At 54.7% G+C, this 14,010-nt stretch carries 15 protein-coding genes; 10 read left to right on the top strand and 5 right to left on the bottom strand.

The window, feature by feature from the left end:
• Position 1: 1 nt before the first annotated feature.
• Entirely contained in the window at positions 2 to 700 is a 699-nt protein-coding gene (locus tag HB664_RS20190) for a tRNA-uridine aminocarboxypropyltransferase (protein ID WP_033146243.1), read from the bottom strand.
• Between the two features lie 69 nt (positions 701 to 769).
• Positions 770 to 1,189, bottom strand: coding sequence for a thioredoxin TrxC (gene trxC / locus HB664_RS20185; RefSeq protein ID WP_023308858.1), 420 nt, complete (start codon positions 1,187 to 1,189; stop codon positions 770 to 772).
• A 204-nt stretch (positions 1,190 to 1,393) separates the two neighbouring features.
• On the opposite strand from trxC, the gene HB664_RS20180 reads away from it, so the two are divergent.
• A complete protein-coding gene (locus HB664_RS20180) occupies positions 1,394 to 2,524 on the top strand; it encodes a tRNA/rRNA methyltransferase (protein WP_219940105.1) in 1,131 nt (376 codons plus the stop codon).
• 48 nt (positions 2,525 to 2,572) lie between these two features.
• Here HB664_RS20180 and ung read toward each other — a convergent pair whose 3' ends face one another.
• Positions 2,573 to 3,262 (bottom strand): uracil-DNA glycosylase, encoded by a 690-nt coding sequence (gene ung / locus HB664_RS20175; RefSeq protein WP_219940104.1) that lies wholly within the window; start codon positions 3,260 to 3,262, stop codon positions 2,573 to 2,575.
• A gap of 314 nt (positions 3,263 to 3,576) precedes the next feature.
• Here ung and grcA point away from each other — a divergent pair, with 314 nt between their 5' ends.
• Positions 3,577 to 3,960, top strand: coding sequence for an autonomous glycyl radical cofactor GrcA (gene grcA, locus HB664_RS20170; protein WP_058841740.1), 384 nt, complete (start codon positions 3,577 to 3,579; stop codon positions 3,958 to 3,960).
• A gap of 50 nt (positions 3,961 to 4,010) precedes the next feature.
• On the opposite strand, the gene srmB is transcribed toward grcA, so the two are convergent.
• Positions 4,011 to 5,339 (bottom strand): ATP-dependent RNA helicase SrmB, encoded by a 1,329-nt coding sequence (srmB, locus tag HB664_RS20165; RefSeq protein ID WP_023308854.1) that lies wholly within the window; start codon positions 5,337 to 5,339, stop codon positions 4,011 to 4,013.
• Positions 5,340 to 5,471: 132 nt separating this feature from the next.
• Between srmB and HB664_RS20160 the strand changes: the two genes are divergently transcribed.
• Positions 5,472 to 6,209, top strand: coding sequence for a tRNA1(Val) (adenine(37)-N6)-methyltransferase (locus HB664_RS20160; RefSeq protein WP_219940103.1), 738 nt, complete (start codon positions 5,472 to 5,474; stop codon positions 6,207 to 6,209).
• On the opposite strand, the gene nadB is transcribed toward HB664_RS20160, so the two are convergent.
• Complete coding sequence (nadB, locus tag HB664_RS20155) at positions 6,194 to 7,813, bottom strand: L-aspartate oxidase (RefSeq protein ID WP_048976589.1); 1,620 nt, start codon at positions 7,811 to 7,813, stop codon at positions 6,194 to 6,196. The two genes, HB664_RS20160 and nadB, sit on opposite strands and share 16 nt — an antisense overlap.
• A 340-nt stretch (positions 7,814 to 8,153) precedes the next feature.
• Between nadB and rseD the strand changes: the two genes are divergently transcribed.
• The 7 genes from rseD (at position 8,154) to lepB (ending at position 13,895) form a co-directional block, all read left to right on the top strand.
• Positions 8,154 to 8,240, top strand: coding sequence for a rpoE leader peptide RseD (gene rseD, locus HB664_RS23025; protein WP_223862639.1), 87 nt, complete (start codon positions 8,154 to 8,156; stop codon positions 8,238 to 8,240).
• Positions 8,237 to 8,812 carry an RNA polymerase sigma factor RpoE gene (gene rpoE / locus HB664_RS20145; RefSeq protein ID WP_006176728.1) on the top strand — a complete coding sequence of 192 codons (576 nt, stop codon included), beginning with the start codon at positions 8,237 to 8,239 and terminating at the stop codon, positions 8,810 to 8,812. The genes rseD and rpoE overlap by 4 nt, the downstream gene beginning before the upstream one ends.
• Positions 8,813 to 8,843: 31 nt before the next feature.
• Positions 8,844 to 9,494, top strand: coding sequence for an anti-sigma-E factor RseA (gene rseA / locus HB664_RS20140; protein ID WP_008502186.1), 651 nt, complete (start codon positions 8,844 to 8,846; stop codon positions 9,492 to 9,494).
• A complete protein-coding gene (rseB, locus tag HB664_RS20135) occupies positions 9,494 to 10,447 on the top strand; it encodes a sigma-E factor regulatory protein RseB (protein ID WP_033146239.1) in 954 nt (317 codons plus the stop codon). The genes rseA and rseB overlap by 1 nt, the downstream gene beginning before the upstream one ends.
• Positions 10,444 to 10,920: a SoxR-reducing system protein RseC gene (rseC, locus tag HB664_RS20130; protein WP_023308850.1), complete on the top strand. Its 477-nt coding sequence runs from the start codon at positions 10,444 to 10,446 to the stop codon at positions 10,918 to 10,920. Before rseB ends, rseC begins: the two co-directional genes overlap by 4 nt.
• 185 nt (positions 10,921 to 11,105) lie before the next feature.
• Entirely contained in the window at positions 11,106 to 12,905 is a 1,800-nt protein-coding gene (lepA, locus tag HB664_RS20125) for a translation elongation factor 4 (protein ID WP_032659499.1), read from the top strand.
• Positions 12,906 to 12,920: 15 nt separating this feature from the next.
• Positions 12,921 to 13,895 carry a signal peptidase I gene (gene lepB / locus HB664_RS20120; RefSeq protein ID WP_048978831.1) on the top strand — a complete coding sequence of 325 codons (975 nt, stop codon included), beginning with the start codon at positions 12,921 to 12,923 and terminating at the stop codon, positions 13,893 to 13,895.
• Positions 13,896 to 14,010 lie beyond the last annotated feature (115 nt).

Raw genomic sequence — 14,010 nt, 5'->3', positions numbered from 1 at the left:
TTTAAACGCTTTCTGGCTCGGGCGCTGTGACGCTGCCCTTATGAACGGTTTTTCCCGCCAGATAGCGCTCCCGGAAGCATGAGAAATGGTTGCCCAGGGCACCAGCCGCAGCGGTATCTCCCGCTAAATCCAGAAGCGCAATCGCCACTTCGGCGGTGCAGTATTGCCCGTCAGCATGCGCTTCACGCAGGCGGTAGGCGGAGACGCGGGAAAGATCGACAGAAATCACCGGCAGCGCGTCGAGATACGGGCTTTTGCGAAACATTTTTCGCGCTTCGGTCCAGGTACCGTCCAGCATGATAAACAGCGGTGGTTTACCGGATGGCGGCGCTGAAAGCACCTGGCGATCCACACCTGCATATGACGCGGGGAAGACGACCATCGGCTGGTAGTCGGGGCTGGTCACTAAATCGAGCAGGGCCTGAGGTGGCTCCGTACGGGACCACTGAAACGCGGCGGTATCCGGCAGAATATCGGCGATAAGACGCCCCGTATTGCTGGGTTTCATCGGCTCGGTATCGAACATGACCAGACAAAAACGGCTTTCCGCCGTACTCGGAGCGAGCGTCTCGCACAGACAAACCTTCAGCGGCAGCAGGCAGCGCTGACAGCGGCGAATACGGTTGCCTCGTGCGAGGAACGGTCGGGTGGCGCGCGCAAGGCGTTCGGCGCGTAATTTAAGAACGGCGTTATCAGTCATGGGCGAAATGCAGGAAAAACGCTATTTTCGCAGAGGCGGGAGCGGGGCACAAGACGTGCCCCGTGAATGTTACAGCGACTCGTTTAACCAGCTTTCAAAAGGCGCTTTTGGAACCGCACCGTTGAGCATATCGATCACTTCGCCATTTTTGAAAATCATAATGGTCGGGATGCTGCGAATACGAAAACGTGCGCTCAGTTCGGGTTCGGCTTCGGTATTGACCTTAACGAACCGCATTTTTCCGCTGCGCTCTTCGGCCACATCTTCGAAAATCGGCGCGAAGCTACGGCAAGGGCCGCACCATGGCGCCCAGAAATCGATCACGACAGGAAGATCGTCCTTGAGGAGTTTGTCCAGCGTAGCACCCGTCGCGTTAATGACATCGCCATCAAATAATTCATGGCCACAACGTCCGCATTTCGCACCATCTTCCATCCGATCGTCCGGAATGCGATTAAGAGCCTGACAGTTGGCACATACGGTATTCATAACTAACCTCTGATAGAGCCGTGGGACAGCGGCACAACGCCGATAATGTTTCTAATATGTTACATATTATCAATGAGCCTGTTTGAAACAACAATGCGTTTTATTCAATGAGAACAATAGTCACAGGCTTTTGTACGAAATTATGGCTATGCGCTGGCACATCGGGTAATCTGCGCGCTTCGCGCAGCGCTGGTGGAGAAAAGCATGAACGACGAAATGAAAAACAAAAGCGGCAAGGTCAAAGTGATGTATGTCCGCAGTGATGATGACTCTGATAAACGCACCCAAAATCCGCGTACCGGAAAAGGTGGCGGGCGTCCGGCGTCTTCTCGTGCAGACGGTGGCCGTCGCCCCGCCCGCGATGACAGAAATAACCGCGGTGATGACCGCAAACGTGACGATCGCAAACGCGATGACCGTCCGCGTTCCGACCGCCCACGCAGTGACTGTCCACGCGACGATCGTCCGCGTGATGACTTCTCACGTGATAACGCCTCCCCGTGGCGTACCGTTTCTCGCGCCCCTGGCGATGAGACGCCGGAAAAAGCCGATCACGGCGGTATCAGCGGTAAAAGCTTTATCGACCCGGAAGTGCTGCGCCGTCAGCGTGCGGAAGAGACCCGCGTGTATGGCGAGAACGCCTGCCAGGCGCTGTTCCTGAGCCGTCCTGAGTGTATCGTCCGCGCCTGGTTTATCCAGAGCGTGACCCCGCGCTTCAAAGAAGCGCTGCGCTGGATGGCCGCGAACCGTAAAGCCTACCACGTGGTTGATGATGCCGAGCTGACCAAAGCGTCCGGTACTGAACACCACGGCGGCGTCTGCTTCCTGATCAAAAAGCGTAACGGCACCACCGTACAGCAGTGGGTCAGCCAGGCGGATGCCGATGACTGCGTGCTGGCGCTGGAAGATGTGGGCAACCCGCACAACCTGGGCGCAATGATGCGCAGCTGCGCGCACTTTGGCGTGAAAGGCGTGCTGTTGCAGGATGCCGCTCTGCTGGAATCCGGCGCCGCGATCCGTACTGCGGAAGGCGGAGCCGAGCACGTGCAGCCGATCACCGGCGACAGCGTTCTGGACGCCCTTGAGCAGTTCCGTAAAGCGGGTTATTCCATCGTGACTACCTCGAGCCATGCCGGTACGCCGCTGTTTAAAGCGACGCTGCCGCGCAAAATGGTGCTGGTGCTGGGTCAGGAACGTGATGGTCTGTCTGACGCGGCGCTCTCCAGTGCGGATCTGAGCGTCTCTATCGACGGAACAGGCAATGTGGAAAGTCTGAACGTATCCGTTGCGACCGGCGTACTGCTGGCCGAATGGTGGCGTCAGAACAAGGCATAAGCCATTATGCTTTTTGTATGCCCGGTGAGCCGGGCATACAAACTCAAACTACTCGCTCTCTGCCGGTAATACAGGCATCCAGTCAATCGGCTTTTCGCCACGTTTTTCCAGCCATTCATTCGCCAGAACAAAATGATTACTGCCAAAGAAACCGCGATGCGCAGACAGCGGTGACGGGTGCGGTGCCTTGAGCACGTGATGACGCTGACGATCGATAATCGCCCCTTTCTTCTGCGCGTGAGAACCCCAGAGTAAAAACACCACCCCTTCACGATGCTCGTTGATAAGGCTGATGACTTTATCGGTAAACGTCTCCCAGCCCAGACTGGCGTGCGAGTGCGCCTGACCCGCCCGTACGGTAAGCACCGTATTCAGCAACAGCACGCCCTGGCGCGCCCAGCTTTCCAGGTAACCGTGGTTTGGCCGGGTAAAATCGGGCACGGTTGCTTCAAGCTCTTTATACATGTTGAGCAGAGAAGGGGGGATAGCCACGCCCGGACGAACGGAAAACGCCAGCCCATGCGCCTGCCCGGGGCCGTGATAGGGATCCTGGCCCAGAATGACCACTTTCACATCGCTCAGTTCGGTGTAGCGAAAGGCGTTGAACACGTCTTTTTGCGGCGGGTAAATCGTCTGTCCGGACTGACGCTCAGCGGCAACGGTGCTGAGCGTATTGATAAAATAAGGCTGCTGCTTTTCTTCTGCCAGCACGTCATGCCAGGTTAAAGGTGTCGTCATCTCGCTCTCCTGCGAATCTCAATCTCTGACTAGCTTACCTGTTTCACCCCGGTGAGCAAAATTACGCGCTGAAATACGTGCTAAGTGGCTAAATTTATTTTGAAAAGATACAGGGTAAGTTGAATTGGTAAGACTGTGAAATTGATCTAAAACAATAAATTCAAACCACACTCTTTATGTGGTTGGTGTTTTTGTTGATTTAAATCAATAAATCGCTGAGGTGTGAATGTTATATATACACACAAGAAACAATGGTTTTACCAATTGGCCGCGAGAGGCCGACACGAATTAATGTAGCCTAAGGGAGGCAATACATGATCAAAGGTATCCAGATTACTAAAGCTGCAAATGACGATCTGCTCAATTCTTTCTGGCTGCTGGACAGCGAGAAGAACGAAGCGCGCTGCGTCGTTGCGAAAGCGGGTTTTGCTGAAGATGAAATCGTACCGGTAAACAAACTGGGCGAAATCGAATACCGTGAAGTTCCTATGGAAGTGCAGCCGGAAGTGCGCGTGGAAGGGGGTCAGCACCTGAACGTAAACGTGCTGCGCCGCGAAACGCTGATGGATGCCGTTGAGCATCCAGAAAAATACCCACAGCTGACTATCCGCGTGTCCGGCTATGCGGTTCGCTTTAACTCACTGACTCCAGAACAGCAGCGCGACGTTATCGCCCGTACCTTTACTGAAAGCCTGTAACGGCTTCAGCAGGGGGGGAATAAAAAAGCCGGGGATTTCCCCGGCTTTTTTTACTCTTCAGTTTTCGTCTCTGGTGCGGCAGAGCTTGGCTTACGGCGCTTACCAATATTTTTGGTATCGCGGTGGCGCTGCTTCACGCGCGGTTTCTCTTTTTCTTTCTCTTTTCTCTCAGCACGTTTTGCGAGCGCTTTCTTGGACGGTTTACCCGTCATCTTTTCACTCGGCGCACGCGTGGTCGGGCGGAGTTCGTCAATAACGCGCGCTTTCAGCGGCTCATCAACATAGCGGCCAATCTTCTGCAGCAGCAGGTAGTCATGCGCTTCGACCAGTGAAATCGCAATCCCTTTGCGGCCCGCGCGACCAGTACGACCAATGCGGTGCAGGTAGGTATCTCCGCTGCGCGGCATATCGAAGTTAATGACGTGGCTGACGTCCGGGATGTCGATCCCGCGTGCGGCAACGTCAGTCGCAACCAGCACGTTAACGCGGCCATCGGTCAGGCGCTTAATGCCTTCGGTACGCTTGATCTGCGCCATCTCGCCTTCAAGATAGCAGTTGTTGATCCCGGCGTTACGCAGCATCTCAGCCAGCTCGTGCACGCGCTCACGCTTACGCACAAATACGATTGTGCGCAGAGCATCTTCCTGTTTGAGCAGGTGTTTCAGCAATTCGACTTTGTGCTCAAGGTTGTCCGCGCGGTAGTACCACTGGTGGATCTTCTTACGCTCACGGGTGGACGGCGTCGCCGAGACTTCCACCGGATCTTCCAGCAGACGCTCTGCGAAGTCTTTGATCGCTTCCCCTTCGAGGGTGGCAGAGAACAGCATCGTCTGGTTACGCCAGCGCGTTTCCCCTGCAATGTGCTCGATATCCTGTGCGAAGCCCATGTCCAGCATGCGGTCGGCTTCGTCGAGGATCAGCGTTTCAACCGCGCGGCAGTCGAAGTTCTCTTCTTTAATGTACTGCAGCAGGCGTCCCGTCGTCGCAACGACGATGTCCTGGTTTTCGCTGAACACTTCGGCGTGGTTCATGTACGCTACGCCGCCGGTGATGGTGGCAATATCCAGATGAGTATTTGCCGCGAGTTCACGCGCGTGATCGGCAACCTGCATTGCCAGTTCGCGCGTAGGCGTCAGGATCAAAATACGCGGCGGGCCAGATTTTTTACGCGGGAAGTCGAGCAGATGCTGCAACACAGGCAGCAAATAGGCTGCTGTCTTCCCCGTGCCGGTTGGCGCAGAACCGAGCACATCGCGGCCCTCAAGCGCAGGCGGAATGGCCGCTGCCTGAATGGCGGTCGGGCGTGTAAAGCCTTTGCTCTCAAGTGCATTGAGCAGGCTTTCATCGAGTTCAAGTTCGGAAAAAGTCGTTACAGTCATGTTCTACCTCTGTGTGGGGCGCTGATTATAGACGTTACGGCTGTAATCTTCATCTGTTTGTATGGATATCGCTTTTCGGCCACTTCGCTTTCCCCTATGCTACTCCAGTTTCACTTAGAAGGTTGCCCTGACATGTCTCAACTCAAAGCGCAGCTGCGCCGCGATGGTTTTACGTTTAAACAATTTTTTGTCGCTCACGATCGCTGTGCCATGAAGGTTGGTACAGACGGTATTTTACTGGGAGCGTGGGCGCCTGTCGCAGGTGTTAAGCGTATTCTTGATATCGGTACCGGCAGCGGGCTGGTGGCGCTGATGCTGGCGCAGCGTACGGAAGAACATGTCATCATTGATGCCGTCGAACTGGACGCGCAGGCCGCAGAGCAGGCGAGTGACAATATGGCCGAATCCCCCTGGGCAGTCCGAATGAAAGTGGAATGCGCAGACGTGCTCGCCTGGGCGCCTGAACAAACCGCGCGTTACGATCTGATTGTCAGCAACCCTCCCTACTACGAGCCCGGCGTTGAGTGCGGGACACCCGAGCGTGAACAGGCGCGTTATACCGGCTCCCTCGATCATAAAGCGCTGCTCACCAGCGCGGCAGAACTGATCTCCGAAGAGGGTTTTTTCTGTGTGGTCCTGCCAGAGAGTACCGGCAACACGTTCATCGGTATCGCGCAGGAGATCGGCTGGACGTTACGTCTGCGTACCGATATTTCGGATACGGAAGCTCGACTGCCGCACCGCGTGCTGCTGGCTCTGTCGCCAAAAGAGGGTGAATGCTTTAATGACCGAATGGTGATCCGTGGGCCAGACCAGCGCTATTCCGAAGATTACACTGCCCTGACCCAGGCGTTTTATCTGTTTATGTAAACCTGCGGGGCGAGTATCGACGGGCCGGATTCAGCAAGCTGATCCGGGTAGTCCAGGGTATAGTGCAGCCCGCGGCTCTCTTTACGCATCATCGCGCAGCGAACAATCAGCTCGGCAACCTGCACCAGATTGCGCAGCTCCAGCAGATTATTGGATACGCGGAAATTAGCATAATACTCATCAATTTCCTGCTGCAGCATGGTGATGCGGCGCAAGGCGCGTTCCAGGCGTTTCGTGGTGCGCACAATCCCTACGTAGTCCCACATAAACAGCCGTAGCTCATGCCAGTTGTGCTGGATCACGACCAGCTCGTCCGGATTATCCACGCGGCTTTCATCCCAGGCTGGCAGGTGCTCTGTCTCGCGGGCGTAAGGCATGCGCTTCGTGATATCTTCCGCCGCCGACCAGCCGTACACCAGACACTCAAGCAGCGAGTTAGAGGCCATACGGTTCGCGCCGTGAAGTCCGGTATAGCTGACCTCACCGATAGCATACAGACCGTCTACGTCAGTACGTCCATGATCGTCAACCATTACGCCACCGCAGGTATAGTGGGCCGCTGGCACAATGGGCACCGGGTCGCGCGTTAAATCAATGCCAAGGTTGAGCAGCTTCTCATAAATCATCGGGAAATGCTGGCGAATGAACTCTGCTGGCTTATGGCTAATATCGAGATACATGCAGTCTACGCCAAGGCGCTTCATTTCATGATCGATGGCGCGGGCAACGATGTCACGCGGGGCCAGTTCACCCCGGGCGTCAAAGTCGGGCATAAAGCGGGAGCCATCAGGGCGTTTCAGATACGCGCCTTCACCGCGCAGGGCTTCCGTCAGCAGGAAGTTGCGCGCCTGGGGATGGAACAGGGCTGTTGGGTGAAACTGATTAAACTCGAGGTTTGCCACCCGACAGCCTGCGCGCCAGGCCATTGCGATACCGTCTCCGGAGGCAATGTCAGGGTTCGTGGTGTACTGATACACCTTGGAGGCGCCGCCCGTCGCCAGTACCACAGCCTTCGCCCGGCAGGTTTCCACCTTCTCTTTATTACGATTCCAGACCCAGGCGCCCACCACGCGACGCGTGCCGGGCAGGCCAATCTTGTCAGAGATAATCAGGTCAACGGCATTGCTTCGCTCGAGAACCCGAATATTAGGATGGTTCAGCGCTTTGCTGACCAGCGTGGTTTCCACTTCTTTTCCGGTGGCATCCGCTGCGTGCAGGATGCGCCGGTGACTATGGCCGCCTTCGCGAGTCAGGTGGTAGCTCTCTTCACCGTTGGGTTGAACCTGAGTATCGAATAAGACGCCCTGGTCGATGAGCCACTGAACGCAGTGACGGGCATTGCTGGCGACAAACTCTGCGGCGTGTGCATCCACGATCCCGGCCCCGGCAATGAGCGTATCTTCGACGTGAGACGCAATGCTGTCTGTCTCATCAAACACGGCGGCAATGCCGCCCTGGGCATAAAACGTGGAACCTTCACTTATCGGTCCTTTACTCAGAACGATAACGTTTTGATGCTCGGCCAGGCGCAGCGCCAGAGAGAGACCGGCAGCGCCGCTGCCGATGATCAGTACATCACAATGGAGTTCAGGTGTTGTGTTCATGATTGTTGTTTAATTTACTAAACAGTGTTGGGTCAGAATAGCACCTGAATGCGATATATCGCACGTATTTTTTTAGAGGCTGTCGCAATGGCTAAACGCGTAAGCGGAGGTAAACGGAGGGTAAATGAGTGAAATTATTTTGCGAAGCAGATCGTTAGCGTCAGATTTTGTGGTGAAATAAAGCCTGTGTTGCGTTACTCTTCTGGCGGGAAAAAGATGTTTCTTGTCATAAAGTGGTGCGTATCGTGAACAGACTTATAATGAGAGAAAATAAACGGTCTGCGGCGCGATGAACAAAAACAAAGGCGTTACGGAACTTATTGAAGATCAGACACTCTAAATGGTGCTTGCTCAAAGTGCGGTATTTTTAGAGTGGCGTTTCGATAACGCGTGGAATTTAGGTTTGGGGAGACATTACCTCGGATGAGCGAGCAGTTAACGGACCAGGTCCTGGTTGAACGGGTCCAGAAGGGAGATCAGAAAGCCTTTAACCTACTGGTGGTCCGCTACCAGCATAAGGTGGCGAGCCTGGTTTCCCGCTATGTACCGTCAGGCGATGTGCCTGATGTGGTGCAAGAGTCTTTTATTAAGGCCTATCGCGCGCTGGATTCTTTCCGGGGAGATAGTGCTTTTTATACCTGGCTGTACCGTATTGCGGTCAATACGGCAAAGAATTATCTGGTCGCTCAGGGCCGTCGTCCGCCTTCAAGTGATGTGGACGCAATCGACGCCGAAAACTTCGAAAGTGGCGGCGCATTGAAAGAAATTTCGAACCCTGAGAACTTAATGTTGTCAGAAGAACTGAGACAAATCGTTTTTCGCACGATCGAGTCGCTCCCGGAAGATTTACGTATGGCAATTACGTTACGGGAGCTGGATGGTCTGAGCTATGAAGAGATAGCCGCTATCATGGATTGTCCGGTCGGCACGGTACGTTCACGAATTTTCCGTGCGCGAGAAGCTATTGATAATAAAGTTCAACCGCTTATCAGGCGTTGACGATAGCGGGATACTGGAAAAGGTATTAGGCATGCAGAAAGAAAAACTTTCCGCTTTAATGGATGGTGAAACGGTGGATAGTGAGCTGCTCAACGAGCTGTCTCATTCACCCGAAATGCAAGAGACCTGGGAGAGTTACCATCTCATCCGTGACACCCTTCGCGGTGACACCGGCGAGGTTCTCCATTTCGATATCTCAGCCCGCGTCATGGCGGCGATCGAGAATGAGCCTGTTCATCAGACCACTCCGCTGATTCCTGAAGCTCAACCCGCGCCTCACCAATGGCAGAAAATGCCGTTCTGGCAAAAGGTGCGTCCGTGGGCCAGCCAGCTTACCCAAATGGGTGTGGCTGCATGCGTATCGCTTGCAGTTATTGTTGGCGTCCAGCACTATAATACTCAGTCTGAAACTAATCAGCAGCCAGAAGCGCCAGTGTTTAACACACTGCCGATGATGGGCAAAGCCAGCCCGGTAAGCCTGGGCGTACCGGCTGATGCATCCGCCAGCGGCGGTCAGCAACAGCAGGTTCAGGAGCAGCGCCGTCGCATTAATGCGATGTTGCAGGATTACGAGTTGCAGCGTCGTCTGCACTCTGAACAGCTTCAGTTTGAGCAGGCGCAGACACAGCAAGCTGCTGTGCAGGTGCCCGGAAACCAAACTTTAGGAACGCAATCGCAGTAATGAAGCAACTTTGGTTCGCCATGTCTCTGATGGCGGGTAGCCTGTTCTTCTCTGCCAACGCCTCGGCTGATGTTTCATCCGGGGCGTTGTTGCAGCAAATGAATCTGGCCAGCCAGTCACTCAATTATGAGTTGGCATTTATCAGCATCAATAAGCAGGGCGTCGAGTCGTTACGCTATCGTCATGCCCGTCTTGATAAGCAGCCGCTCGCCCAGCTTTTACAGATGGATGGCCCGCGTCGGGAAGTGGTCCAACGTGGTAATGAAATCAGCTATTTCGAGCCAGGCTTGGAGCCTTTCACGCTGAATGGCGACTATATCGTTGATTCCCTGCCGTCACTCATTTACACCGACTTCAAACGGCTTGCCCCTTACTACGATTTTATTTCAGTAGGGCGTACCCGCATCGCGGACAGACTGTGCGAGGTAATTCGCGTTGTTGCCCGGGACGGAACGCGCTACAGCTATATCGTCTGGATTGATGCCGAAACCAAACTCCCCATGCGTGTTGACCTGCTCGACCGTGACGGTGAAACGCTGGAACAGTTCCGGGTTATCTCCTTCAGCGTGAACAATCAGGTTGGCAACAGCATGCAGAATCTGGCTAAGGCCAGCCTGCCACCGCTGCTTTCTGTTCCTGCCGGGGATTCCGTTAATTTCAACTGGGTACCTGCCTGGATCCCGCAAGGGTTTAGCGAAGTGTCCAGCAGCCGTCGTCAGCTGCCAACGATTGAAACGCCGGTAGAATCGCGCCTCTATTCGGATGGTTTGTTCAGCTTCTCGGTGAATATTAATCGCGCAACGGCAAACAGCGCTGAACAAATGCTGCGTACCGGGCGCCGTACGGTGAGTACAACGGTACGCGATAACGCAGAGATCACCATTGTGGGAGAACTCCCTCCGCAGACGGCGAAGCGCATCTCTGACAGCATTAAATTCAGGGCTGCACAATGATCAAAGAGTGGGCGACGGTTGTCTCCTGGCAAAACGGCATTGCGCTGGTGAGCTGCGATGTTAAAGCCTCATGTAATAGCTGCGCATCCCGCGCCGGCTGCGGCAGCCGCGTGTTGAATAAGCTTGGGCCACAAACATCGCACACGATTTCTGTGCCAAGCGAACAGCCGCTGATGGCGGGGCAGAAGGTGGAACTGGGCATCGCGGAAGGCAGCCTGCTCAGCTCCGCTATGCTGGTGTATCTCTCTCCGCTGGTCGGCCTGTTTATCATGGGCGGCCTGTTTCAGATGCTGTTTGGTACCGATGTGGCCGCTATGTGCGGTGCCGCATTGGGTGGCGTGGGGGGATTCTGGCTTGCCAAAGGCCTCTCTCCGACGCTTGCCGCACGCGAGGAGTGGCAGCCTGTCATTCTCAGCGTTGGGCTGGCACCAGACCAGCTTCGTGTTGAAACGCTCTCTTCTGAGGCCCGGTGATCCATCGGGCTTTATCATTTTTTACACCCTAAAACAGAAAACGGCCTTTCTTCACGCTATACCTGCTTCTAAGTGCATTTCCAGGTAGCGAGGATGTAGTGTAGAATGCTGCGTTTTCGCACTGAAAAACGTCAGGCTAAGAACAGCGGCCTCCAGGAATTCGTAAGGCATAATTATTTAACTATATGAAGAACATACGTAACTTTTCGATCATTGCTCACATTGACCACGGTAAGTCGACGCTGTCTGACCGTATTATCCAGATTTGCGGTGGCCTGTCTGATCGTGAAATGGAAGCCCAGGTTCTGGACTCCATGGACCTGGAACGCGAACGCGGTATCACCATCAAAGCGCAGAGCGTTACGCTTGATTACAAAGCGGCTGATGGTGAAACCTATCAACTGAACTTTATCGACACCCCAGGCCACGTTGACTTCTCCTATGAGGTTTCACGCTCGCTCGCGGCCTGTGAAGGCGCGCTGCTGGTGGTGGATGCCGGGCAGGGCGTTGAAGCCCAGACCCTGGCAAACTGCTACACCGCGATGGAAATGGATCTCGAAGTTGTGCCGGTTCTGAACAAGATCGACCTGCCAGCCGCCGATCCTGAACGCGTAGCGGAAGAGATTGAAGATATCGTCGGCATTGACGCGACCGATGCCGTGCGCTGCTCCGCGAAAACCGGTGTGGGCGTGACCGACGTGCTGGAACGCCTGGTACGTGACATTCCGGCCCCGGAAGGCGATCCGGATGGCCCGCTGCAGGCGCTGATTATCGACTCCTGGTTCGATAACTACCTGGGCGTTGTCTCGTTGGTGCGCATTAAAAACGGCACCATGCGTAAAGGCGACAAAATTAAGGTAATGAGTACCGGACAGGTCTACAACGCAGACCGTCTGGGCATCTTTACGCCAAAACAGGTTGACCGTACCGAGCTGAGATGCGGCGAGGTAGGCTGGCTGGTCTGCGCCATTAAAGACATCCTCGGCGCGCCGGTGGGCGATACCCTGACCGGTGCACGTAACCCGGCAGATAAAGCGCTGCCAGGCTTTAAAAAGGTGAAACCGCAGGTTTACGCGGGTCTGTTCCCGGTCAGCTCTGACGACTACGAAAACTTCCGTGACGCGCTCGGTAAACTGAGCCTGAACGATGCTTCCCTGTTCTACGAGCCAGAAAGCTCAACGGCGCTGGGCTTCGGCTTCCGCTGTGGCTTCCTCGGTCTGCTGCACATGGAGATCATTCAGGAACGTCTGGAGCGTGAATACGATCTGGATCTGATCACCACGGCGCCGACGGTAGTCTATGAAGTTGAAACCACCTCGAAAGAAGTGATCTACGTCGATAGCCCGTCCAAGCTGCCGCCGCTGAACAACATTCAGGAGCTGCGTGAGCCTATTGCAGAGTGTCACATGCTGCTGCCGCAGGAATTCCTGGGGAACGTCATTACGCTGTGTATTGAGAAGCGTGGCGTGCAGACCAACATGGTTTACCACGGTAACCAGGTGGCGCTGACCTATGAGATCCCGATGGCGGAAGTGGTACTCGACTTCTTCGACCGTCTGAAGTCGACCTCCCGTGGCTATGCGTCACTGGATTACAACTTCAAACGCTTCCAGGCCTCCAACATGGTGCGTGTGGACGTGCTGATCAACGGCGAGCGCGTGGATGCGCTGGCGCTGATCACCCACAACGACAATGCGCCGTACCGCGGCCGCGAGCTGGTTGAGAAGATGAAAGATCTGATCCCGCGTCAGCAGTTCGATATCGCGATTCAGGCGGCGATTGGCAACCACATTATCGCGCGTTCAACCGTGAAACAGCTGCGTAAAAACGTTCTGGCGAAGTGCTATGGCGGTGACGTCAGCCGTAAGAAAAAGCTGCTGCAGAAGCAGAAAGAAGGTAAGAAGCGTATGAAGCAGGTCGGTAACGTCGAGCTGCCGCAGGAAGCATTCCTTGCCATCCTTCATGTTGGTAAAGACGGCAAATAACCCTAAGGAGTTGGCATGGCGAACATGTTTGCCCTGATCCTGGTCATTGCTACCCTGGTAACAGGTCTGCTGTGGTGTCTGGATAAGTTTATCTTCGCCCCAAAACGTCGTGAACGTCAGGCTGCCGCTCAGGCAGCCACTGGTGATGAGATTGACGCGAAAACCCTGAAGAAAGTCGGCCCGAAACCGGGCTGGCTGGAAACGGGCGCTTCGGTATTTCCGGTGCTGGCGATTGTGCTGGTGGTACGTTCGTTTATTTACGAGCCGTTCCAAATCCCATCAGGTTCAATGATGCCAACGCTGCTGATTGGTGATTTTATTCTGGTAGAGAAGTTTGCCTACGGCATTAAAGATCCTATCTACCAGAAAACGCTGATCGAAACCGGTCATCCGAAACGTGGCGACATCGTGGTGTTTAAATATCCGGAAGATCCGCGCCTGGACTACATCAAGCGCGCGGTAGGTCTGCCGGGTGATAAAGTCACTTACGATCCGGTTGCGAAAGAAGTCACCGTTCAGCCTGGCTGCAGCTCCGGTACCGCCTGTGAAAACGCGCTGCCAATCACTTACTCAAATGTTGAGCCAAGTGACTTTGTGCAGACCTTTGCCCGTCGTAACGGCGGCGAAGCGACCAGCGGGTTCTTCCAGGTACCGAAAGGTGAAACCAAAGAGGACGGCATCCGTCTGGTTGAGCGCAAAGAGACGCTGGGCGATGTGACGCACCGAATCCTCACCGTGCCAATCGCGCAGGATCAGCTGGGTATGTACTATCGCCAGCCTGGCCAGCAGCTGGCGAGCTGGATTGTACCGCCAGGACATTACTTCATGATGGGTGACAACCGCGATAACTCTGCGGACAGCCGTTACTGGGGCTTTGTGCCGGAAGCGAATCTGGTCGGTAAAGCCACCGCCATCTGGATGAGTTTTGAGAAGCAGGAAGGCGAATGGCCGACCGGTGTACGCCTGAATCGTATCGGCGGAATCCATTAATTCTCAATAAATGAACGCGTAGCCGCTTTAATTAGCGGCTACGTGAATTATTTCCACGATAAATCTCTTCGAACTAACGACATCCCCTGTCGTTGTGTATAGAATATTCCCCCGA

This window comes from Enterobacter sp. DNB-S2 (assembly GCF_019443845.1).
Classification (GTDB): Bacteria; Pseudomonadota; Gammaproteobacteria; order Enterobacterales; family Enterobacteriaceae; genus Enterobacter; species Enterobacter asburiae_B.
The sequence above is the reverse complement of the archived record's forward strand: the minus strand, read 5'-3'. Positions and strand labels throughout refer to the sequence as shown.